General features: G+C 72.1%; 16 protein-coding genes and 1 CRISPR repeat array. Of the genes, 9 read left to right on the forward strand and 7 right to left on the reverse strand.

Annotation, left to right across the window (positions count from 1 at the left end; all coding sequences use genetic code 11):
* Positions 1–139: 139 nt before the first annotated feature.
* On the reverse strand, positions 140–541 hold the full coding sequence (locus ACFYUY_RS23600) for a DUF6193 family natural product biosynthesis protein (protein WP_387903275.1): 402 nt from the start codon (positions 539–541) through the stop codon (positions 140–142).
* Positions 542–1,469: 928 nt separating this feature from the next.
* Between ACFYUY_RS23600 and ACFYUY_RS23605 the strand changes: the two genes are divergently transcribed.
* Together ACFYUY_RS23605 and ACFYUY_RS23610 are read left to right on the forward strand one after the other, a co-directional pair.
* Entirely contained in the window at positions 1,470–2,801 is a 1,332-nt protein-coding gene (locus tag ACFYUY_RS23605; RefSeq protein ID WP_387903278.1) for a TIM44-like domain-containing protein, read from the forward strand.
* Between the two features lie 327 nt (positions 2,802–3,128).
* The gene (locus ACFYUY_RS23610; RefSeq protein WP_387903280.1) at positions 3,129–3,599 is read left to right on the forward strand and encodes a protein kilB; all 471 of its coding nucleotides are present in this window, start codon (positions 3,129–3,131) and stop codon (positions 3,597–3,599) included.
* Between the two features lie 95 nt (positions 3,600–3,694).
* Here the strand turns inward: ACFYUY_RS23610 and ACFYUY_RS23615 are convergent, their stop codons facing one another.
* Together ACFYUY_RS23615 and ACFYUY_RS23620 are read right to left on the reverse strand one after the other, a co-directional pair.
* Positions 3,695–6,757 carry an ATP-binding protein gene (locus ACFYUY_RS23615; RefSeq protein ID WP_387903283.1) on the reverse strand — a complete coding sequence of 1,021 codons (3,063 nt, stop codon included), beginning with the start codon at positions 6,755–6,757 and terminating at the stop codon, positions 3,695–3,697.
* Positions 6,750–7,019: a hypothetical protein gene (locus tag ACFYUY_RS23620; protein WP_387903285.1), complete on the reverse strand. Its 270-nt coding sequence runs from the start codon at positions 7,017–7,019 to the stop codon at positions 6,750–6,752. Before ACFYUY_RS23620 ends, ACFYUY_RS23615 begins: the two co-directional genes overlap by 8 nt.
* Before the next feature lie 448 nt (positions 7,020–7,467).
* On the opposite strand from ACFYUY_RS23620, the gene ACFYUY_RS23625 reads away from it, so the two are divergent.
* Positions 7,468–8,514 (forward strand): hypothetical protein, encoded by a 1,047-nt coding sequence (locus tag ACFYUY_RS23625; protein WP_387903288.1) that lies wholly within the window; start codon positions 7,468–7,470, stop codon positions 8,512–8,514.
* Between the two features lie 856 nt (positions 8,515–9,370).
* On the opposite strand, the gene ACFYUY_RS23630 is transcribed toward ACFYUY_RS23625, so the two are convergent.
* Positions 9,371–10,321 (reverse strand): ankyrin repeat domain-containing protein, encoded by a 951-nt coding sequence (locus ACFYUY_RS23630; protein ID WP_387903291.1) that lies wholly within the window; start codon positions 10,319–10,321, stop codon positions 9,371–9,373.
* An 872-nt stretch (positions 10,322–11,193) separates the two neighbouring features.
* Here ACFYUY_RS23630 and ACFYUY_RS23635 point away from each other — a divergent pair.
* Genes ACFYUY_RS23635 through ACFYUY_RS23645 form a run of 3 tightly spaced genes read left to right on the forward strand, consistent with a single transcriptional unit; the run spans position 11,194 to position 16,092 of the window.
* Complete coding sequence (locus tag ACFYUY_RS23635) at positions 11,194–13,125, forward strand: DNA/RNA helicase domain-containing protein (protein WP_387903294.1); 1,932 nt, start codon at positions 11,194–11,196, stop codon at positions 13,123–13,125.
* 7 nt (positions 13,126–13,132) lie between these two features.
* The gene (locus tag ACFYUY_RS23640) at positions 13,133–14,569 is read left to right on the forward strand and encodes a restriction endonuclease subunit S (RefSeq protein WP_387903296.1); all 1,437 of its coding nucleotides are present in this window, start codon (positions 13,133–13,135) and stop codon (positions 14,567–14,569) included.
* The gene (locus ACFYUY_RS23645) at positions 14,566–16,092 is read left to right on the forward strand and encodes a class I SAM-dependent DNA methyltransferase (RefSeq protein WP_387903300.1); all 1,527 of its coding nucleotides are present in this window, start codon (positions 14,566–14,568) and stop codon (positions 16,090–16,092) included. The genes ACFYUY_RS23640 and ACFYUY_RS23645 overlap by 4 nt, the downstream gene beginning before the upstream one ends.
* A gap of 534 nt (positions 16,093–16,626) precedes the next feature.
* Positions 16,627–17,628: a CRISPR direct-repeat array (repeat unit 28 nt; unit sequence GTCCTCCCCGCACCTGCGGGGGTCAGCC).
* A 352-nt stretch (positions 17,629–17,980) separates the two neighbouring features.
* On the opposite strand, the gene ACFYUY_RS23650 is transcribed toward ACFYUY_RS23645, so the two are convergent.
* Positions 17,981–18,421: a hypothetical protein gene (locus ACFYUY_RS23650; protein ID WP_387903303.1), complete on the reverse strand. Its 441-nt coding sequence runs from the start codon at positions 18,419–18,421 to the stop codon at positions 17,981–17,983.
* 279 nt (positions 18,422–18,700) lie between these two features.
* Between ACFYUY_RS23650 and ACFYUY_RS23655 the strand changes: the two genes are divergently transcribed.
* Together ACFYUY_RS23655 and ACFYUY_RS23660 are read left to right on the forward strand one after the other, a co-directional pair.
* Positions 18,701–18,895 carry a hypothetical protein gene (locus ACFYUY_RS23655; RefSeq protein WP_387903305.1) on the forward strand — a complete coding sequence of 65 codons (195 nt, stop codon included), beginning with the start codon at positions 18,701–18,703 and terminating at the stop codon, positions 18,893–18,895.
* Positions 18,896–19,204: 309 nt separating this feature from the next.
* Positions 19,205–20,059, forward strand: a complete 855-nt coding sequence (locus ACFYUY_RS23660; protein ID WP_387903308.1) for a hypothetical protein — start codon at positions 19,205–19,207, stop codon at positions 20,057–20,059.
* 703 nt (positions 20,060–20,762) lie between these two features.
* On the opposite strand, the gene ACFYUY_RS23665 is transcribed toward ACFYUY_RS23660, so the two are convergent.
* Positions 20,763–21,092 (reverse strand): hypothetical protein, encoded by a 330-nt coding sequence (locus ACFYUY_RS23665; RefSeq protein ID WP_387903311.1) that lies wholly within the window; start codon positions 21,090–21,092, stop codon positions 20,763–20,765.
* A 254-nt stretch (positions 21,093–21,346) separates the two neighbouring features.
* On the reverse strand, positions 21,347–21,688 hold the full coding sequence (locus ACFYUY_RS23670) for a hypothetical protein (protein WP_387903314.1): 342 nt from the start codon (positions 21,686–21,688) through the stop codon (positions 21,347–21,349).
* Between ACFYUY_RS23670 and ACFYUY_RS23675 the strand changes: the two genes are divergently transcribed.
* Positions 21,687–22,730: a 6-carboxytetrahydropterin synthase gene (locus ACFYUY_RS23675; RefSeq protein ID WP_387903317.1), complete on the forward strand. Its 1,044-nt coding sequence runs from the start codon at positions 21,687–21,689 to the stop codon at positions 22,728–22,730. The genes ACFYUY_RS23670 and ACFYUY_RS23675 overlap by 2 nt on opposite strands.
* Positions 22,731–22,785 lie beyond the last annotated feature (55 nt).

Genomic DNA, 22,785 nt, shown 5'->3' on the forward strand with positions numbered 1-22,785 from the left:
CCCGTCCGGGCGTCTCGGGCACGTGGCAGGACGGCCACGGCCCTTTGGCACCTCCACAGGCCAGCTGCTGCGGCCGCTTTCTCGACGCCGCCTCAGGAGCGGCAAAGAAACAGCAAAGTCGCTGCAGTCCGGAGAGTTGTCAGCTGAGCGGTTCGAGGACGTCAGGCTTGCCGTCCACGGCGGGACCCCAGCCGGCTGGAAGGTTTGCGGCAGCGATTTCGACGGCCTCCTCGGCAGTGAAAGCTCCGCCGATTCGCTCCCGCCCGGAGCCTTGTGGTTCGTGCAGTCTCAACACGCGAAACCGTTGGCCATCGAGGGGGAAGATCGAGGGCAGGTCCTGAGACCAAGGGAAGCGGGTGCATCGGCTGAACTGCAGTGATCCGTGGCCGACCAACGGGAAGAGGCTTCGGAGAGCAGGGTTGGTGTAGGCCGCTTCGACGAGGTGCTTGTCGATGCGGTTCTCGTTCATCTCTCGAACCAGCTGCCACTGCGCTGCTACTGGGTCCTCGGCTTCCGGCTGGGCTGCGTCGCTGTCGTTCATGCCCGGAGACTAGCGGCCTCGCTGCGAGCGGGTTCGGCACCTTCCCCGTCGATGTCACCTCGACGATCGGCAGCAGCCTTGCCGTGGCCGGGATACCGAGCTGGCATGGTGTCGGTCCGGCTGGGGTGGGGACGTCGGTGAGTCGCTCCAGGAGTTGGTCCAGGGCGGCCTGGCCGTCGTCGACGGCAGCGCGTTCGTCATCGGTGAGCGGGATGTTGGCCAGCATCTTGTGGAGGTTCTCCTTCGCCTCCAGCAGTTGGCCCCTGCTGGAGTTCTCCGGGGTGTAGAAGTCGCAGCGCGCGCAGGCCATCCGGTGCTGGCACTGCTCGAAGAAGGTGTAGGTGCACCAGCCGTGGTCCAGGTCGTAGTACTGCCAGGGCTCGCGCGACCCGGCACCGCAGACCAAACAGCCGGTATCGGGATGAGACATCGGACGAAACGACTCGTCCCGCGCACCGTTTCACCGGCGGGCCGGTTCTGACGGCTCTCGGGGTCCGGGCGGGTGCCGCAGACGGCGCCGCAACGTCAAGGGGGCAGGGAAGCGCCTTCGGGGCACCCGCCCTCCGGGCGGAGAGGCCCACCCGGAACGCTCCCGCCCGGATGCGTGGCGTGGGCGGTTGGGACCGGTCCGCCGCCCGCTCGGGGGTTCGGACGCGGACCGGTCCTTTCCAGTGTGCGCGAGCGGGCACGGCGGGACCGCCGGAGCGGGTTCGGAAGCGTCGCCGGCCCGTGCCCGAGTGTGGTCCTGGTATCGGCTCGACTTCAGCGGAGCCCTGCCGGCAGCGCTCCGACGCCTTCTTCGGACGGATCCATGCCCCGGTGGGCCCGCCGTCCCCGCCCTCGGACGACTCACCGACCCCGGGGTCTCCCGGACAACCCGGCTTGTAGGCTCTCGTCGGACAGCTCTGATTCGTGAAGGGGGAGCCTGGTGCGCGCCCGTCGATGGATACCCGTGGTCGCCGGAGCGGCCGCGCTGAGCAGCCCGACCGTCGCGTACGCCCGCGGCGGGGGCGGCGGCCACGGGTTCGGCGGCGGGGGCAGCAGCGGTGGCGGGGGCAGCCACGGCGGTGGCTTCCACGGGTCGAGCGGCGGTGGCTTCGGCTACGGCGTCGGAACCGGTGGCGGCGGGCTCGTCGCCCTGGTGGTGATCGTGGCCGTCGTCCTGCTGATCCTGTGGCTCGTGTACCGGCACCGGAAGGCGGCGCAGGCGGCCGGTCTGAACACGGTGTCGGACCGTGTGGCGCACCGCGCGGACGCGCAGGCGCGCGAGCGCGCGGCCCGGGTCGGGGCGCGGGTCGACGCCCTGGCCGACACGGATCCGACCTTCGAGCGCGCCGCGCTCGAGCACCGGGCCGTCTGGCTGTACGTGACCGCCCAGCACGCCTGGACCCACCACGACCACGCCACGCTGCAGCGGATCCTGTCCCCGGTGCTCTACGGCAAGTGGGCCGAGGAGCTGCGCGACTACGAGTCGCGCGGCGAGGTCAACGTCGTGGAGATCGTCTCCGGCCCGGAGGTCGAGCTGGTCGACGTCGCCAACCGCGCGGGCGAGGTGAACGACACCGTCACCTTCCGGATCACCGCGACGCTCAGGGACTACGTGCGCCGCGGCAACGGTCCGGACGCCGTGCGCAAGGACGGCTCGACGCGTCCGGTCGAGTACTGGACGCTGCGCAAGAGCGGGGCCGGGGAGTGGATCGTGTCGTCGGTGGAGCAGGCGGCCGAGGGTGCGCACCACCTGACCAGCGCCATCGAGACGGACGGCTGGGACCAGAGGGAGGTCGCCCGCGAGGCGGTGCTCGAGGTCGCCGGGAAGACCGCGGTCAGGGGCGCGGGCGACATCCTGTCGCTCACCAACATCGTGTGGAGCACGGACGCCGACGCCGCCGCCGGTGATCTGAGCGTGCTCGACGGCCGGTTCGACAAGGCGGTCCTCGAGGTCGCCGTCGAGCGGTTCCTCGAGGAGTGGGTCATGAACGACGGCAGCCTGGACTTCACGTCCGTGCGCACGGCCGACCGCACCGTCATGCGTGACGCCGTCGTCCGGTCCGTCGCGGTGCGCTCGCTGGTCTCCCGCGACCCCATCGTCTTCCGGGTCGCGGTCGACGCGGAGGGCGTCTACTACGAGGTGGACCGGCGCAGCGAGCAGGTGCTCCGCGGTGACGCGCGCAAGCGCCGTCCGATCGCTTTCGCGTTCGACCTCCGGCTGGACGACACGTCGACCAAGGCGTGGACGGTGATCGCCACCGCGGTGGAGTAGGCGGGGCCCGCGCCGGCTCGGGCGTAGGTGCGGTGGCGCTCGGCCGTACCCCGGCCCCGGGTTTCTCGCGCTGCGCCCGGCCGATCCCGTGCGCCGGTCGCTCGCCCGCCCCGGGCGGCGGGGCGCGCCTCCGGCCGTCGTCGCGCCTTCAGCGGCTCCCGGGGAGTGGTCGCGGTCCGGGCTTCAGGTGGCTGGTGTCGGCGGTACACCGCCCGCCAGAGTGGTGCGGAGCGCCGCGGGCGTGGGAGGCCGCCGGCTGGGCCGCGCGCGACTGCCTGTCCGCCGGCCTCACCGCTGAACCGACTGTCTGAGGGGGACCCACACCAGATGTCCATATGGCCTTCGATCGTCGCCGTGCTCGGCACCCTCGCCGGTGCCCTGACCGCCGGACTCCTCCAGCACCGTTCGGCGCGCACCGCGCGGGCGGAGGAGCGCGCCGACAGCCGGCGCCAGGAGCGGCTCGGTGCGGTCACCGACTTCGCGGCCGCCCTGGACGCGCACCGCTCGGCGATGTTCCACCGGGAGCGGCTGGCGCTGGCCGAGGCGGGCGCCGAGCACCAGCTGGAGGCCCAGACGAGGTCACACGACACGCGGACGGCGGTCACCGCGCCCCATATCCGGCTCCAGGTCCTGGTCCCCGAGCTGGCTGGCCCCGCGCAGCGGGCGGCGGACGCGACGTACGCGTTGCGCAGGGCCGGCGACCGAGCCGAGCTGGACGCCCGGCGGCATGCGGCGAAGGAGGCATCCGTCGCCTTCGTCGCCGCGGCCGCCGCGCTGCTGGGCCCCGACGACGGCTGACGGGGGCGGCCGGCGCGCTCGGGTCCGGTGACGGCATCGCGTCCTGCCTCGCATGGCGACGGCTTGGGCCACCGCCTCGGACGGCGCGAACGCGGTCAGCCCGTCTCCAGGTGCCGCGTGATCCGCTCCCGCACCGCGCCCGCCCGCGGGTCGCCGTACCCGGCGAGGAGGGCGAGTGCGTCCTGCCGGTGCCGTCGCGCCGCCTGGGGATCGGCGTTCGCCAGGGCCGCGGCGAGGGCGGCGAGGGCGAGGGCCTCGTGCCAGGTGTCGGCGAGGTCGTGGTGGGCGGCGGCGGCGCGGCGCAGGAAGGCGGCGGCTTCGGTGGGGCGGTCCAGGCGGCGGTAGGTCTCGCCGGTGCCGTGCCAGGCCTGGGCTTCGCGGCTGCGGTCGCCGAGGCGGCGGTGGAGGACGGCGGAGCGTTGGTAGGACTCCAGGGCGTCGGTGTGCTGTCCGTCGGCGCGCTGGGCGTCGCCGAGGGTGAGGAGCCAGAAGCCCTCGAGACGGTGGTCCCTGAGGTTGAGGGCGATGTCGAGGGCGGCTTGGGCGGCGGCGAGCGCGCCGGCCGTGTCGCCGTCCTCGCGGCGGATGTCGCTGAGCAGGCGCAGGGCGTTGCCCTCGCCGCGCTGGTTCTTCAGGGCGCGGTGGGCTCTCAGCGCCTGGGCGACGGCGGTCGCGGCCTCGGGCAGGCGGCCGGCGCGGTAGTGGGTGCCGGCGAGGTTGGCGAGGGTGGTGGCCTCCCACTGCGCTTCGTCCAGGAGCCGGAACGCGGCGAGTGCCCGCTCGAAGTGCTCGGCGGCGTCGGCGAGTTGTCGGCGGTGCAGGTGGACCAGGCCGATCAGGTTGAGGGAGTGCGCCTCGTTGAGCCGGTCGCCGAGGCCTTGCCAGAGGGCGAGCGCCGCGCGGTGCTGCCCGAGGCTGTCGTCGAGGGCGTTGATGCGGGTGCAGCCCATGCCGAGGTCGGTGAGCAGCAGGGCGCGGGCGCGGTCGTCGCCGAGGCGTGTGGCGGCGGCGAGGCCGGCGTGGCCCGCCGGGAGCCAGTCGGCGCCGGGGGCGGAGGGGGCCTGGGCGTTCCAGAGGACGGCGGCGAGCTGCCAGGTGCGGCGGTCCTCGCCCGCGGTGGCGGCGGTGTGGACGGCGTGCAGGAGGTTGGCGCGTTCGCGTTCGGCCCAGTCGACGGCGGTGTTGTAGTCGGCGAGCGCGGTCGGCCGGATCCCGTCGGCGGGCGGGTCGAGCGGGACGCGGGCTTCGGTGGGGCGCAGGCGCTGCTGGGCGGCGTCGGCGGTGTGCAGGTACCAGTCGAGGACGCGGCGCAGGGCGGCGTGGCGTTCTTCGGGGGTCTCCTCGCGGTGGGCCTGGTCGGTGGCGTAGGCGCGCAGGAGGTCGTGGAACTGGTAGCGGTCGGGGGCGCTCTGTTCGACGAGGTGGGCGCCGACGAGGGAATCGAGGAGTTGGCGGGTGCGGCCGGGGGTGAGGTGGGCGAGGGCGGCCGCGGCGTGCAGTCCGAAGTCGGGGCCGGGGTGGAGGCCGAGGAGGCGGAAGAGCCGGGCGACGTGTGCGGGCAGGGCGCGGTAGGACCAGGCGAACACGGTGCGGACGGCGTCGGCGTCCTCGTCCTCGCCGACGGTGAGGGCGTCCCAGAGGGCGGATTCGTCGCGCAGGTCGGCGATGAGGTCGCCGAGGGCCGTGTGGGGCAGGCTGGCGGCGCGCTCGGCGGCGATGCGCAGGGCGAGCGGGAGCCGGGCGCAGAGTCGGGCGAGTTGGGTGAGCTGGTCCGGGTCGTCGTGGGGGCGGTGGTCGGCGGTGATGGCGCGCAGCAGGGCGACGGCCTCGGGTTCGGGGAGGGTGCCGAGGGTGAGGCGGCGGGCGCCGTCGCGGACGGCGAGGCCGGACAGGCGGCTGCGGCTGGTGACGAGGACGAGGCTGCCGGAGTTGCCGGGCAGCAGGGGGCGGACCTGGGCGGCGGTGGCGGCGTTGTCGAGGACGACGAGGACGCGGCGGTCCGCGAGGAGGGAGCGGTAGAGGGCGGCGGCCGCGTCGGGGTCGGTGGGGACGGAGGGGGCGGGGACGCCGAGGGAGGTGAGGAAGTGGTGGAGGGCTTCCGGGGCGGTGACGGGGCGGCCGGGGTCGTAGCCGCGGAGGTTGACGTAGAGCTGGCCGTCGGGGAAGCGGTCGCGGGCGTGGTGGGCCCAGTGCAGGGCGAGGGAGGTCTTGCCGGCGCCGGCGGTTCCGGCGATGACGATGACGGCGGCTTCGTGGCGGTCCGGGGTTTCCCGGGTGAGGTCGGTGTCCAGTCGGTGGAGTTCGTCGACGCGGTTGACGAAGCCGCGGACGTCGGCGGGCAGTTGGCGGGGCTTCGGGGCGGTGTCGGCCGGGTTCGTGGTGTCGCGGTGGTCGGGGTCGCGGTGGAAGTGGATTCCGCCGCGGATGTCCCGTGCCTGGACGAGGTCGTGGGTCGAGGACCCGGACACGGCGGAATGCGTGCGTCCGGGGCTGTCGGTGTTCCCGTCGTCCTCGTCTGCCACGGTGCTCCGATTCCGTGTGGGCGGGGGGAGGTGCTCCACTTCGCGGGCGAAGTAGGAGTGCACGTCCTCGCCGGCACGGTAGAGATCCTTGATGTAGTCCTCCCAGCGGAGGACGAGATCGGGATCGGTGTAACGGACGGCGCCGGACGGGACCCCTGTCTCCGAATAGATGACCCGGTAGGCCGTGCGGCCGCCGAGGACGACGATTTCCGGCAGCGGACCGAATTCCTCGTCCCCGGAATCGGCGAGCGCCTCGGCGTCGAGGATTCGGATCCGCTCGCCGCATTCGGCGCGGATCCGCAGCGAGTGCAGCTCCCAGTGCACGTACGCCGTCAGCGGCCGCTGGACCACCCGGACGCGGTGGAAGAACGACTGTCGCTCCTCGTCCTGGCGCCCCATCGCGAGCAGCGCGGCGCGCCGGCCCTCCAGCAGCCGCAGCGCCTCGTCCCAGTCCCCGCGGCGCACGGCGTCCCAGCTGGTACTGCCCTGCTCCTCGAAGTGCTGGAGCCGCTCCAGCTTCCAGGAGTCCCGGCCGTGCACGCGCGTGTCCCGCTCGCGGAAGTCGCGCTTGTAGTCCTGGCGGGCGAGGGTCTCGCCCCACTCGGGCCGCAGCTCCGGGACCCGCCGGTCAGGCATCCGCGATGTCCGCTTTCGCCGCGCTCAGCATGACGCCGGGAATGACGACGAGCCGCTCGCCGGGGCCGAGGGCGACGCCGTCGGGCAGCCGGCCGCCGTAGTCCTGCGTGAGGTCGCGCCCGATCACGGCGATATCACCGTTGGAGAGCTGCCAGATGTCCGGGCATTCGTCCCGGCCTTCGGACGTCCCGAGCTCTTTCGCGGATTTCCCCAGGCGCTTCTCGAACGAAGCGGAAGGATCGGCTTCCCATCCACGAGCCATGCCTGCCCCCATTGATATCGCTCCCGACACAGAGCCGCGGGTTCAGCATCCTACACCTGACGGCAGGTCAGGGGAATATTCCGCACATTCGCCATGTACTCCTAAATGATCACCATTGCGGCATAATCGACCTTGTCTCCGTATGGTCGGCCGCGTGCCGGGCGGGCCGTGAACGGCTGCGGCGGGCAGCCGCACGCCCGGGCGTGCTGTCGGGCGCGTTGTGCGCCGTAAGCGCCGCAGTCAGCCGTTCAGGACGGCTTCTTCGACGGCGATACGGCGTCCTCCCCGCACCTGCTGTCGGCGACGGCTCAATGTGAGGCCAGGTTCGGCGGTTCGCGTCGTCGGCCCGGAAACACACGCTGGACATTCCGGGGGCGCTGCGGAATCCGATGGATCGTCCGCCGCGAGCGAGGCACAATCCCGGGGAACCGCAGCGAGGGGAGCTTGTTTGGACGTGTTCGCGTGTGCCGGGTGCCGCACCGACCTGACGGCGCCGGTGTCCCGGGTCGCCCTACCCGTCCACACCCACCACGGTGCCTGGGAGGAGCTGCATCCTCCGCTGATGGAGCCGGCGACGTACGCCGTCGACCCGCAGCCCACCGGACCGCCCTGGCGGTTGTGGCAGGAGGTCGGAGAGGAGGCGGCCGCCCGGCAGGGAGTGTATGCGCCGGTGTACTCCGTCTCCTTCGGCGCGCGAGGCAGGATCGTCATCGCGCCCGGTGACTCCCGGTCTATGACCCTGGTCCTGGAGAAGTGCGAGGGCTACTGCCGGGGTGTGGACGGCCGGGCCGGACCCAACCTGGCCTGTGCGGGGTGCGGGCGGGCCGTGGCGACCCGGATCGACGACTGCGGTTCGTGGCAGACGGTGTGGCTGGAGCCCGACGCCGTCGTTCGCCGTCCCTCGGGGCTCCCGGCTGCCCCGCTGCCCGATTGGGCGGACGTGGGACGCGCCGACCACCGCGTCCCGCCCGTCGAACCCGACGGGTCGTGGAGCCGCCGTTGGGAGGCCGCGATCGGTGTCGCGCTGGCCCACCTCGTGGCGGCAACCGGGAACCACCCGGTGACCCTCCCGGCCGGTCCCGTCATGGAACTGCTCGGCCATGCCGTGGCCTGCTACCTCCCACCCGGGCCCGACGCCCGCTCGGTGGGGTTGGCCGGCCCGGGCGTCCCCGCGCCCCGGCCCCACCCCGACGTCCTCCTCGTCCCCCGCCACCCCGGCACGGGCGAGCCGTGGCGCCCGCCCGACCGCGAGGCGACGGTGGTGCCACTGGACAGCGGGGTCTGGGCGTACCTCACCGGCCCCGGGGAGAGCTCGCCGACGCCCGCCACAGGGGGGCTCCCGGAGGGCGTCCTGCGCGACGACTACCCACTGCGATCCCGCCCCTGGCACCCCCTGGAACCCCACCACGGCGCCTTCGCGGGCACCCTGGTCGGGCTGCCCGCGATCCGTGGCCCCCGACTGCGCGGGTATCACGACGCCGCGTACCGATCGTGAGAGCCCGTCGGGCGTTGTAGCACCGCCTCGGACCGTCGAGACGCCCCCGACCGTCCGACCCACCTCGGTCTGCCCACATCGACGTGCCCAAAAAGCAGGAAGGGCGCCCCCAGGACGTCCTCTCGCCGGTCGGCCACAGACGCGTCGCGCCGTTCTCGACAGTCGCGGCCGGGAGACGCGCGGCTGCGGTCGCGCAGGTCTCGGCCGCGGCCTGGGCGTTGCCGACCAGCCCGACCTCTGTCACCCGGTCGGCACGCTGGGCCACGGCGTGGAGGACGGCAGATCAGCAGGGCAAGGCTGTCCGGGTAGGCCGTGCGGCCGTCCTGTGACGGACCGAGCCGTACAAGTCGGCGGACCACGGGGAGCACTCCCCGGCGCCAGTCGGTAAGCCGCTTCCGGATGCCGGGCACTATCGGAAGCTCGTCCGTCTCGGCCGGGGCAAACCACGCGTGTCCAGGACGGTGTCTCTTGGCCCCGGAGTGACGGCTACAGACCGTCGCCCCGACCGCCCAAGCCTTCTCCGCACTCCGGCTCTCCCCCGGTGCCAGGGCCTACCACGAGAAGCAACGAGCCCGCGGCATCGAATCCGACGCCGCCCTGCGCCGACTCGCCAACCGATTCGTCGGCGTCCTGCACGGTCGCCTCAAGACCGGCGCACCATACGACGAGGCGACCGCCCGGTCCCACCAAGCCCACGCACTCACCGCTTGACGGTGCCGCCGCGTGCTCATGGCTACAGCTCGGGCACCGGCTCTCGGTGCGGGAGGCTGTCGCCCCGCCAAGTTCGTTGTGCCGCGCTTCATCTCGATCCTGCGGGGCCTCCGCCGTGTGGCTGCCATACGGCGCCCGCGGTGGGTCAGCGCTTCCAGTAGTCGAGGTCGGGCAGACGGACCCAGGTGTCGGCGGGGCCGGTGACGGCGCGGGCGCTGGTGGGTCGGAGGCCCGCGAAGGCGCAGGCGTAGGCGACGGCGTGATGGCGGTAGAGGTAGCCGGCCAGGACCTCCTCAGGGGTGTCGTCAGGGCGGGGGCCGCCGCCGGGGTGGAGGTCCGATGCTTCTACGGTGCTGTTGCGGACGATGCTGCCCTGATTGCCGCTCTTGGGGTTGGCATAGAGGCCGTAGCCGAACGTACCGGTGGTCAGGCGGGCCATCGCACCCGGGGTGGACGGGGTGTAGCCCCAGGGCTGGGTGACGATGCATCCGCCGGGAACGGTTGTGACGCCGGCGATGAGCAGGCTCTCGTCCATGGAGTACTCGTACGGGTCGTCGAGGAAGTCCGCCATGGACTCCTCGTCCGCCGGCGCCGCGTCCAGGCGGCGGATCGCCTCGGCGGCGTCGATGCCGGCGATGCAGGCGAGGCCGGTGCCCTCGTAGTGGAAACGGCCCAGGGCCTCGACGAGTTGTCGACCGCGCTGGACGGTGGCCTGCTCGGCTGCCGTCAGGCCGGGTTCCTCGTCGGGGACGGCGAACAGGTCGGGGACCGGCCCGGCCAGGGCGAGGCGGCCCGGCGACCAGCCGCCAAGCTGGGGCTGCCAGGGATCGGCACCGGCGGCCACGAGGGCCCGGGCGTTGTCCGGCCGGTCCTCCATGACGGCCCCCCACAGCGCCGTCGTCCCGTACTCCAGCGCGTCCACGTCCGAGACACGGCCCGCCAGTTCGGCCACCACCTCGGGGGAGCCGAACCCCGCCGCCCGGTGAAGAGGGTGACCCCCATCCCACTCGTCCGGGTCAGCACCCGCGTCGAGCCGCGCTCGGATGTCGCCGTGGTCGCGCCAGCTTTCCCAGGTCACACCGGCCCAGCCCGTCATCGTGCCTCTCCGTCCTCTCCACACCAGCGCGTGCGTCAGCCCCCCTCCGCAGACGATCGCATGCGGGTCCGACAGCAGTCGTCCCGAAGCCGATCCGGGCGGCCGGCTGTGACGTCAGAAGCGCCGGACGGTCGCCGTGTCGGCCCTGGTAATCCCCGTCGGCGGGGTGGCGGGGCGGCGGCGCGCCAAGGCGGCGAAATCGGCCAGGTCCTCGAGCCGTCACCCCCGACAAGGTGGTGATCTCGCGCTCGGTCAGCCACTGGGCGAAGATCGACCACTCGCTGACCGTCTCCAGGACACGGCCCGAACTGAGCTTGGACCGCGTGGCCGTCCCGTGTCAGATCATGTCGGACCATGTCGGACCATGTCGGAGTCCGGCAGCGGGTAGTTGAACGCCGATGCGTCCGTTGCAGCATGTGATCCTGACGGCTCGTTCTGCAGGGGCCGTCGGTGGTGGTGTCGGTGGTCGGGCGGCCCGGCAGCGGTGCCGCTCTCGTCCTGGTGCTGGTGCGCGCCCGCGCTCGTCGGACCGGCGGCTGCGTCGGGATCGTGGCCCTGGCGTGTCCGAGGCGCGTCGCCGGCTCGGCGTCCCGACGGCGTCTGCGCCGCCGCACCGCCCGCCCGCGCTCGCCGCGGACTGCGTGTCGGACGGACCGCGACGGAAGTCCTGCAGGTCGTCGAACGACGCTCCCGCGATGTCGATCGGTAATTCCTTGTCGATCCTGTCCGGCGCTGGGATACTCGGTGGCCGTCAAGTTCGCCGTCGACCGATACCGGCGATGACGGGCTCTGCACGCGAAGCGATGCGATGTCGGTAAGAGCTGTCGGGCCGCGACGGGGTCCGGCCGGCCATCGGGGGAGTGGATCAGGGGATGGCGAGCGGGGCCGTGTGGGGCGCGTTGGAGGCGTACTGGCCTGCCGAAGAGCTGGTGCGCAACCGGCTGGCGTTGGTCGGGAAGATCGAGCAGTGCTACCGGGAGGCCCACCCCGAGGGGAAGGACCCGTCGACGGGCGATGTGACGTCGTGGCGGGAGAGCCTCTACGAGCTGGCGACCGTCCTGACCGACCTCGGGCGCGGTCAGGTGTGGATGTTCGTCGAGTACCGCGTCGACCCCGGCATGAACCCGATCGACGTCGTGCTCGCCGGCTGCCACCCGTCGGGTGGGCTGAGCTTCGCCGCGATCGAGCTCAAGCAGTGGAACACCGTCGAGCGTCCCCGGGCGGACAGGCCCAAGGGGCTCTGCGTGTCATGCCGCTCCGGCGGCGGGAACGGGCTGTGCGCGCAGTGCGCGGTCGACCGCGTCTTCGTCCCGGACTACGAGAGGCACAAGAAGCATCCGGCCGTCCAGGTACAGGACAACGTGGTCGCGCTCCGGAAGCACCACAGCATGTTCGACAGCCGCTACGTGAACCTCGTGGGCGCCTCCTACCTGCACAACCTCAAGCGCCCGGACGCGCAGTGGATCGGCAACGTCGCGCCGTGCCCGGGCATCCCGACGTTCACGGCCCGCCGGCCCGCCGACCTGCGGAAGTTCCTCGAGGCCAACTTCGCCCCGGAGTCCGGTGCCGAGGCGGCCCAGACCCTCCTGGACCGCCGCCGTTCGGAGACGCTCCTCACCGACGAAATCGGCGCGATCATCGACGGCCACACCCGCTTCAGCCTGGTGGAGAACCAGCTGCGCGCGGTGAACGACGTGATGGAGTCCGTCCGTACCGCTTCCGCACCCGGTGCGAAGAAGGTCTACGTGGTGAGCGGCCGGGCGGGCAGCGGCAAGTCGCTCGTCGCTCTGACGTTGCTGGGAGACGCGCTGTCCGAGGGCTACCGGGCCGCCTTCGTGTCCGGGGGGATCGCCTCGCGTGACACCTTCCGGCGCGCGGCGCCGGGCCGGCGCGGTGCGTTCACGACACTGAGCAAGGTCGCCGACGACCGGGCGGTGGACGAGCTCGACGTCATCCTGTGCGACGAGGCGCACCGGTTGTCGGAGCGCCCGATGCGGGGTTCCTTCCACATGCGTCCCGGTGAGTCGTCGGTCGAGGTGATCGTCTCCCGGGCACGGGTGCCGGTGTTCTTCGTCGACGGTGACCAACGGCTGTTCGCCGAGGAGGTGTGGTCTCCGGAGGCGCTCGTCGAGGAGATCAAGCGTCTCGGGGCGGAGGTCGTCCCGATCACGCTGGACCGGGTGCTCCGTGCCGTCGGGAGTGCGACGTACGACGCCTGGGTGCAGCCGCTCATGGCCGGCTCCCCTATCTCGTGGAACCCCGACGACGGTCCGGATCCGGAGCCGTTCCAGCTGTACTACGCCGAGAGTGCGGGCGAGATGGAGGGGTTCCTGCACGCCCGGCAGGAGGATGGTGCCAGTGCTCGGATGAGTGCGGGCATGTGCTGGCCATGGACCGATCCGACCGGCACGGTGCCGGAGGTCGCGCCGGACGAGGGGTGGGCCCGTCCGTGGAACGCCGGGGACGATCACAAGACTCCGGGGGTCCCGAAGCGCAAGTACTGGGCGACGGACCCCGGGGGCTTCGGGCAGATCGGTTGTGTCCACACCGCGCAGGGGCTGGAGTTCGAATGGGGCGGTGTGATCATGGGGCCGGACCTCACCTGGGAGGACGGCGCGTGGGTGGTGCACCGTGAGCACGTACTGAGCAAGGCCGACCGGATACGGTCCGACGAGGAGCTCGCCCGGGCCATCCGCAACGCCTACGGCGTCCTCATGACGCGTTCCATCCGCGGCACGGTGCTGTACTCGGTCGACCCGGCGACCCGACGGCTCTTCGCCGATCTCGGTCTCCAGAAGATCTGAGCCCCCGATGACCGACGACGCCCGCCGGGCCGCCCCCGGACGGCCCACGATGGGAAGCGAGAACCGGTTGTCCCCCGCTCTGCCGCTGCCGCCCGGCTGGGCCCTGCGCCGGGTCGACGCGATCGCCACGGTCCAGCCCGGCCGGGGCGCCACCCGTGCGCGGGTCCCCAGCACGCTGACGCGGCGCCAGCTGAGGTGCTCCAACCTCGGCTGGGGCGCCCTCGACCTCACGAAGGTCTCGACCACGGAACTGACCCGGGAACAGTCCCGCCGGTACGACCTGCGCCCGGGCGACGTCCTCCTGGCCGAGGCCTCCGGGAGCGTCGAGCGCATCGGCCGTCCGGTGCTGTGGAACGGCGAGATCGAGGACTGCTCGTTCCACAGCGGTCTCATCCGCGTCCGGCCGGTCCCCGGGGTGGACCCCCGCTACCTCTGTCACGCCCTCTCCTACGACGCGTTGCGCGGCGAGTTCGGCCGCCGCGCCAGGGGCGCCACCGGGCTCAAGCATCTGGGCTCCACCGCCGTCCGGGAGTGGCGCGTCCCGGTGCCGCCGCTGGCCGAGCAACGGCGCGTCGCCGACGCCCTGGACGAGTTGCTGGGTCGTCTCGACGCGGGCGAGGCGGCCCACAACGCCGCGAATCAGGGGCTTCCCCGCCTGTGGGACAGCGTCCTGAACGCCGTGGTCACCGGACGTCTCACCGAGGACGTCACCGCCGACGGCCCCACCGAAGCTCCCCCCACCGGACCGCTGTCGCCGATCGCCGAGGTCGCCGAGGTCACCGCGGGGCTGCGCACGCCCAAAGCCGCGGAGACGGGATCCTCGCATCCGTACCTCGGCGTCGCGAACGTCGCGCGCGAGGCCCTGACGCTCGGTGACGTCCGCCAGGTCACCATCCCCGTGCACGCCGTCGACTCCGTGCGCCACCACCTCGTCGAAGCCGGTGACCTCCTGGTCGTCCGGCAGAACGGCAGCCTCGAACGCATCGGCCAGGCCGCCCTCTGGCACGGCGAGCTCGCCGGTGCCCTGTACCAGAACCACCTCGTCCGCATCCGGCCCGGCTCGCGGCTCCTTCCGCGGTTCCTCGAGCTCGTCTGGAACGCCCCCGCTATCCGCCGCCGCCTCCAGGACCAGGTCAGGGGCACGACGGGCAGCCTCTCCGTCCGCCTCGAGGACGTCAAGGCCGTCACCGTCCCCGTTCCCGCCCTGCCCGTCCAGGAACGGCTCGTCCGGGCGGCGGAGGTCTGGAGGGAGCACGTGAACGCCACACGCGCGCTCGTCGCCGACGCCCGCCGGTCCGGTCCGGAGCTGCGGCTGGCCATCCTCGCCCATGCGTTGTCCGGACGGCTCACCGGCCACGGGACCGCCGACGATCCCACCCAGGCCGACGAGCCGACGAGGTTCCCCGAGACCGGCTACGAGCAGCAGGAGTTCGACTTCCGATGAGCAGCAGCCGCCCCACCGACCCGTCCCTGCCGCTCGAGGAGGCGGAACCGCCGAAGGCTCTGACTGACCGGCTATGGGGCCGGTACGAGCGGCTGCGCGAGGACGGCGTCCCCGGCTGGATGTTCCTCGAGACGATCTCCCACCTGCTCCTGCTCAAGCGGGCCGACCGACCGACGCCATCTAGTCCCGGGCACCCGGCCGACCCGGAACTCGCCGCCGCGTCCGGCGCCTGGACCACCCTCCGTGCTGCTCCGGACGGCGATCTGCCCGAGGTGTACGAGCGGATCCTGAAAGGACTCGGCAACCGGCCCGACACCGCACTCGGGCGCGTGCTCGCCGACGCGCGCGGGGCCGTCACCGACCCACTCGTGCTCCGGGAGCTGATCGACGACCTGGAGGAGGGCCTCACCCCGGGTCCCGACGGGAGCGAGGAGGAGGGTGATGTCCTGGAAGCCCTGTTCGACCTCGCCGTCCAGGACACCCGGAGAAGCAGCCCACACCATATTCCGCGCTTCCTCGTCGACACCCTCGTGCGTCTCGCGGGACCGGGCCCGGCGGACAGCATCGCCGATCCCGCGTGCGGAACAGGCGGCTTCCTCGTCGCCGCGCTACGCCACATCCGCGAGCAGCACCCCGACACCGTGTTGCCGCCGTCGACCGAACGCCGCCTCGAAGGCAACGAGGCGTCCCCCGCGAGCCGCCTGGCCGGCGCCAACCTGCTCCTGCGGGACACCGGCTGGTACGGCGGCCCGGTCCACGTCACCAGCACCGACCCGTTCGACGCGCGCCGCTTCACCCAGGCCGACGTCGTGCTCAGCAATCCGCCGTTCGGAATGCTCGGAACCCCACCGGAACGCCCCGACTTCGCCGTCCGGACCCGCGACAAGGCCCTCAACCACCTCCAGCACGTCATGTCGGTCCTGACCCCCGGCGGCAGGGCGGCGGTGATACTGCCGGACGGCGTTCTGTTCGGAAGCGGCCCCGCGGAGGCGGTACGGCGGCTACTGCTGCGCGACTTCGACCTCCACACGCTCATCAGGCTGCCTACGGGGATCTTCCACAGCGTGCCAGGGGTCCGTACCAACGTCCTGCACTTCACCAAGCCGCAGTCGCCCTCGGGCACACCCGCCACCACACACCTGTGGGTCTACGACCTGCGCACCGGCCACTCGTTCCACCCGACAGAGCGCCCGCTGCGAGCGGAGGACCTGACCGGCGTCCTCGAGGCCCTGCGCCCCGGCGACCGCGCCTCCCGCACGGAGACCCCGGACGGCCGCTTCGCACGCTTCACCTACGAGGAGCTGATCAATCGGGACGACACCAACCTCGACCTGCTCTGCCCGATCGCGCAGCCGACCCCGTCGGACGACAGTCCGCCCGAGGTCATCGCAGCCGAGATCGCGCAGAACCTGCGGGCGGCGCTCGCCGAATTCGAGGCCATCACCCACACGCTCGCCCAGGCACCACCGGCGTCCATGCCAGCTGCTTCAGCGGACGTCGCCGACCCGACCTCTGACGCGTAAGTTCGGGCGCCCTCATTCCACCACCGTTCGAGACCGTTCGCCGCACCCGCGGGCCCGCCCAACAGAGCGCACGGCCCTCCCCGGGATCCCGAGCAACCAACATGACAAGCAAGCTGATTACGCGGCGGCGATCGGCGGCCAGCCACGGGAACGGACGAGCACGGAAAGGGCCGTCAAGGCCCGGATCCGGCGGCAGCCGGACTTCCGTGATCGGCGCAGTGACACCAGCCCGACACCGCGCCAAGCAAGCGACGAAGACCGACCAGGGCGGCGGAAGCGGCACGGACCGTGAGCCCCTCCGCCGGAGGCGGCCCTGCTTCCACCGCCAGCACTCGACACCCCGCTGCGACGCTCCTGGATACCGGCGTGCTCCACATTGTCGACCTCAGTCCGCCATCGGCACCGCGCATAGGATGTGACTCAAGCTCTTTGACACCTCAACAGCTCACATGCGCCGTTGAGGTCGACCCAGCGGGCACATACGAGCTCGGCAAAGAAATAGCAAAGCCTCCGCATCGTCCCAGGTCGCGAAGGGTCCTCCCCGCACCTGCGGGGGTCAGCCGGTCGCACGGTTCGATCGAGCGGAGTTCCTGGCGTCCTCCCCGCACCTGCGGGGGTCAGCCGCCGGCCCCGGTCCCGGCCGGTACGCGGGCAGGGTCCTCCCCGCACCTGCGGGGGTCAGCCGGTCATCCGGCCGCCGTTCTCGTCGGCGGTCTTGTCCTCCCCGCACCTGCGGGGGTCAGCCGTGCCCGCTGTCGTCGAGGGTGGCGCTGGTGTCGTCCTCCCCGCACCTGCGGGGGTCAGCCGACTCGAGTGTTGGCGGTGATGCTGGTGTTCGCGTCCTCCCCGCACCTGCGGGGGTCAGCCACCGATCCGGGCGCCCGGGGCGCCGGGGGCGCGGTCCTCCCCGCACCTGCGGGGGTCAGCCGCGCATCGCCGCCCGCGACGACATCGCCGCGGAGTCCTCCCCGCACCTGCGGGGGTCAGCCGTCTCAGGCGCTCTGGCTCTGCATCAGGGCGTCGTCCTCCCCGCACCTGTGGGGGTCAGCCGGCCCTCGGGCTCGCCGCTGGCTTCGGCATTGTGTCCTCCCCGCACCTGCGGGGGTCAGCCGGTTCGCGCGAGCTGTCGAGAAGGTCGGGGTTCGTCCTCCCCGCACCTGCGGGGGTCAGCCGCTCTTGGGGTCACAGCCAAGGCGCATGAGTTCGTCCTCCCCGCACCTGCGGGGGTCAGCCAGCGCACGCCGGTGTCGATGAACAGGCAGATGAGTCCTCCCCGCACCTGCGGGGGTCAGCCGTCCGCGGTCGTGGACGCCGTCGCCCGTCGATGGTCCTACCCGCACCCGCCGGGGTCAGCCGGACGCAGCGCGCCGGGCATGGGCCTGCTGCGGCCCTCCCCGCACCTGCGGGGGTCAGCCAATCCCGCACACGAATTCCCGCGACGCCCCGTCGTCCTCCCTGCACCCGCGGGGGTCCGCCGTAGCCACACCTTTCGGCGGTGCGTTTTCGGCGTCCTCCTGCACCCGCGAAGGTCAGCCAGCCAACACCAGCGACGGTCGCGAACCACCGGCGTTCTCCCCGCACCTTCGGCCGTAGGCTTCCGCACGCCTACGGCATGATGGATCCCAGAGGTCCTCCCCACACGCGCGGGGATCAGCCATAATCCTTCTCGGGCATCGCACGGGTGAGCGGGTCCTCCCCGCGCCCGCGGAGGTCGGCCGCAGCAGGCGCGCCGCGGTCTACCGCCAGCGGTTCGCCTCGCGCCCGCGGGGGTAGGCAGGGACCGCCCCGTCTCGTTGGATCCAGAACCCCTCTTCCCGTGTGCGACCGACAGTGTGCCCGGTCCTACCGAAAATAATTCTGAACAGGGAGCGCCCGTCAAAGCAGGTCGTCAGCGACCGTTTGACAGCAGATCGCGCAGTCCCTTTTCAAACGCAGGATGCGGATACCGATCGGTGCCGCAACCCGGCATCTCAAGCTTCTTGAGCTGCCCGCCGACGAGATGGGACACCAACGGGACGGGCAATCCGTCAGGCCAGAGGCCGGTCCGCTGGCCCTCGGAGAGCACCCGCCTGAACGCGCCGGTGGATCCCCGCAGGCTCCGACCGTTCGCCCTCAACTCCTCGGCGGCGCACTCGCCCTCGCCTTGGATTACCTGGAGCAGGATCTGCTGGGCGCGGGGCGGCAGGCGGTCGTAGTACGAGCGCGCCCGCTCCGGCGTCCAGCGGTCGTCGGGCACCGCGGTCACGACGGCGGCCGGCATGGCGGCGAGGGCGAGCAGCTTCCCGAGCGCCTCGGGAGTCGGATTCTCCACGGTGATCGTGATCTTCATGGCAGACACCATCGCACCGCAGGCGCCTGAACACAAATAACCGTCACAGACGGTCTATAAACGCCGACCTCTGTCCGAGCGCCCTCTTACGTATCGACCTCTGCATCGCGTCCTCTAACTTGATTTAGGGGGCGCGACACAATGCCCGGCACAGATAGGCCGTCTGCACGGGCGTCAGCACCCGCTCCTACGCTGGGTCCGTCCGCCGTGCTGGGCCCGGGCCGGCGGTCTGCCCGGAAAGGGAACGCCGTGTACCTCGCCCTCGAACAGCCTCACCCCGTGGACGAGTGCCAGCGAGAACCCGGCACCGTCCTGACAGACGCCGTACGTCGTACGGGCGGCTGGGCCGGGCACCGGCCGGTCGAGACGACCACCGTGAACGACCTGCGGCCGACCGCGGTGTGCGCGGGCTGCGGCCGGACGATGGCCGCAGAGGACGGGGCGTGGTCGCTCACCGGGCGGGACGAGCGGTGAGCGCGGCCAACCTGCCGGTGCTCGCCGGCGAAGTGGTGGACGCCGAACTCGTCGAGGACGACGACCAGCTGCTCGTGCAGTTCGCGCTGACCGACGGCGGCCAGGACGACGTGCTGACCGAGGAGGCGGCCGCGGACATCGCGGACGCCCGGCCGCAGCGCACCAGCCAGACCTACGACGAGCAGTGGCTGTACTTCGCCCGCTGGTGCATGGCCAACGGACGGCGACCGGGGCCGCGCACCAGCGAGGCGACCATGGTCTCCTACCTCTCTCACCTGCGCCGCCACGGCGGCCGGGACGGGCGCGCCGGTGAGTTCGCTGCGGCTGGCGATGGCCGCGGTCCGCGACCGCAACGCCCGGGCGGGCTTCGAAAACTGGCCGCCGAAGAAGGCGGCCTCCGAGCTGATCCGCAAGCAGGCTGGCGAGCACGCCCGCGCGCGGCGCACGCCGAGGTCGAGCCCGCCGGTCGACGCGGCCCGGGTCGCCCGGCTGCAGGAGGGGGTGACCCCGGGTGTGCCATTGGCCCGGTGGCGGGACCTGACGATCCTGCATCTCGGGTACCGCACCCGGGCCCGCCGCAGCGAGCAGGCCGCCTACCGGATCGACTCCATCGCCTTCGAGCACCTCGAGGACGGTACCGAGCAGATGGTCGCCGGCAAGCGCACCAGCAAGAACGACCGCTGGTCCACCGGCCGCGAGTACACCGTCCGCGACCCGCTGGCGATCTCCGTGGTGCGCACCTACATCTCCCTGCTCGCCGAGCTCGGCCAGGCCGCACCGGAGATACCGCTGCTGCGCGGCATCACGCAGTGGGGAGAGCTGGTGCCCGTCCCGGCCTCCGGTATCGGGATGACCGCTGCGTCCGTGAACCGGGCACTCAAGCGGATGGTCGCGCGCACCCCGGGCTTCGACGCCCCGGACGCCACCAGCCACGGGCTGCGCGCCGGAGTGCCGGCCGACCTCGCCGCCCAGGGCTACAGCCCGGCGGAGATCCTGGTCATCACCGGGGACTGGAAGTCCACCGCCATGGTGGAGAAGTACGCGAAGGCCGGCCTGCGCCGGGCCGGGAAGGACGACAAGGGCCGGACCCAGGCGGCGCTGGACGCCCTGGTGATCGCGCCGCCGACCGATCCGGCCGCACGGATCGTCGGTGGCACCGGATAGGGTGCGCAGCGACCCCGAGAAGGTCAACGCCCGGGTGCCGGGCCCGCGGATTGCGGGGCCGGCACCCGGACGGCCGTCGGCCGGGGTGGCCGGTCAGTTCCGGGGTGCCGGGAGATGTTCGAGAGGCGGGCCGCACTGCAGGACGGCAACGCGGCGGACCGGAGTCTCAGGCCAGGGCCTGGTCTCCGGTTCCGGTAAGGGTTGTCCCGTGACTGCCCTCGCAGTTCCGCGCGGGCGGCTGCGGAGGTCGGAATCCGGGTGCGGCAGGGTAGCCCTGCCTGGCATCATCGCTCCGTGATCATGTGTCGAAAGGCCGATGCCGCGTAGACGGCCACGCGCGCTGCGCGCTGAACGACCGGTCTCCCGCGTCTGGGGGCCGGTCCCTCCGCTCCGGATTCACGGACTGTCCGCCGGGGCGAGCCTGGCTGTGCGCCGGGTCGAGTACCTGAGCGACAGCTTTTACGTACAGCCGGGTGCCACCGACCGGGCACTGCGGCGCTACCGCGAGTTCCTGCAGCTCGTTCGCCGGCTTCCTCCGCCAGGACCTCGGCGCCGTCACCGCTGGCCTCACCCTCGAATTGAGCTCCGGCAAGGTCGAGGGCAACGTAGATAGGGTCAAAACGATCAAGCGAGCCTTATACGGCCGGCCCTCATTCCGGCTTCTCCGCATCCGGGTCCTCGTACGAGCGTGACCGTCCCGCTGTCAGCAGTGCTCCTCCAGGTAGAGCATGCGGCGGTCGGCATCCGCACGGAACTCGTGCGCGAGGTAGCGTCCTGCCATCCGGCCGCCGTTGGGCCCCTTGTAATCATCCTTGACCTTGCCCCAGAGCGTCGGGCGCTCGCCATCGGAGACAAGCCGGGGGCGAGTCCCGCCGCTCTCTCCGAGTACGACGGTCACGGCGTCGTCCTTCATCAGCCGGCTCACAGCGCGAAGATCGACTCGCTTCTTCCGGAGCTGCCACGCGGTGCCCGCGTCGTCCATGAGCTGCACGGGCGATTCGAGCCGATCCGGGTTCATGGGGAAGGCCTGCATGATGTGAGTATTCGCCATCGCGACGGGTGAGGTCATCCCGGTTTCACGGAACTCCGGTCGGAGCCAGATTCAGAGAGCGCCATCAGGCGCTGGACACGGGCAACGGGGCCGGTCGAGGTGGGCCTCGGCCGGCCTGGTGGCCCCTTGCATCCGCGAGGGGCGCTGTCGTCCGTTGGGTGGCATCGGGGAGGGAAGCAGTTGTGACGTTCGTATCCTTGCCAAGCAGGAGGCTCCGTCTCGGTGCGGGGTTCGCCTCAGGCGGCCAGAGCCTGGGCCAGGTGATCGGCGGCCCGCCCGGCGAGGGCGAGCTGGAGAACAGTGGCTCGGGAGCGCACGAGGCCGCTGCGGTGCAGGACCGGCAGGTCGGTCCAGACTCTGGCCGCCGGGTCTGCGGCAGCGTCGTGGTCGCCCTCGATCCGGCGGCAGGCGGCCTCGTCCAGGGCCAGCAGGGCACGCGTCATCACGGACGCGCTCGTGGTGAGGGCCAGAGCACTCTGCTGCTCCCGGAAGGCGTCCGCCGTACGCCCGAGCAGGGTGTAGGCCTGCGACAGGTGGACGCGAGTACGCCGCCGCGCGGACGGGGGTGTGAGGGACATGGGCACCTACACGATCGGCAAGCTCATGCGCTTCGAGGCCACCCGGACCGTCCGGGGCATCGAGGCCGGCAACTCGATGACGGCCGAGGTCATCCTGTCGGCGGACCGGCTCACCGGCACCGGGTTCGTCACCGACTTCGGCGACCTCTTCGCGCTGCAGGAGCACATCGACCACGCCCTGGATCACCGCGACCTCTCCGACGTTCTGGCCGACCCGAGCGACGAGGCCATCCGCCACCACCTGCTCGCCTGCGCACGCACCCACCTGCCGCAACCGGCACGCAGCCAGCTGGCGGACGTGCGGCTGCTGACCGGCCGCACGGCCGTACCCGCTGGACTTGCCGCGGTCCACTTCCCGGCCACCCACTGGCTGGAGGGGCTCGCCGTCGGGCACAAGTGCGGGCGCCGTCACGGCCACGCCTACGCCGTCACCCTTCCCGGCCCGCTCGGCGGCCTGCTCCCCGTCCCGGACGGGCTGACCGACCACATCCGGTCAACGCTCCACCACCAGGTCCTCAACCGGATCCTGGACTTCAACCCGACGTCCGAACTGCTTGCGGCGCACCTGGCTGGCTGGCTCACCGCCAAGGGCCTCAGCGGGTCCGTCGGGTACCCGCTCGCGGTCCGGGTGTCCGAGACGGAGAGCACCCGCCCCAAGCTGCCGCCGCGGCTGCGCATCACGGAGAAGTTCCGCAACACCGTGCAGGGCGAGGGGCCGTCGACCGGCCGGCGGGCCGCCTTCGTCCGCTGCTGCTGCAACCTGACATGCGGCTGGTGCGACACCCCGGAGACCTGGGATACCCGCCGGTTCAACCTGACCACGGAATCGTCCTGGTGGGCGGTGGAGGACCTTGCCGCGTGGGCATTGGAGGGCACCGAGCCGATCATCGTGATCACCGGTGGCGAGCCGCTGCTGCAGCCGGGCGTCGTGCCGCTGGCGGCGGATCGTTCCGCAGGCGCTCCGCGCGTTCGCCGCCCTGGAGCGCGCCCGCTTCAAGTTCGCGGTCAGCGGCCAGGTGCAGACCGCGGATGGCGGAGGTGAGCTGGAACACTTTCCGAATCGCATCGAATCCGTCCGGATCGCCTGACCGATCGAA

Source organism: Kitasatospora sp. NPDC004745 (assembly GCF_042873275.1).
Taxonomy (GTDB): Bacteria; Actinomycetota; Actinomycetes; order Streptomycetales; family Streptomycetaceae; genus Kitasatospora.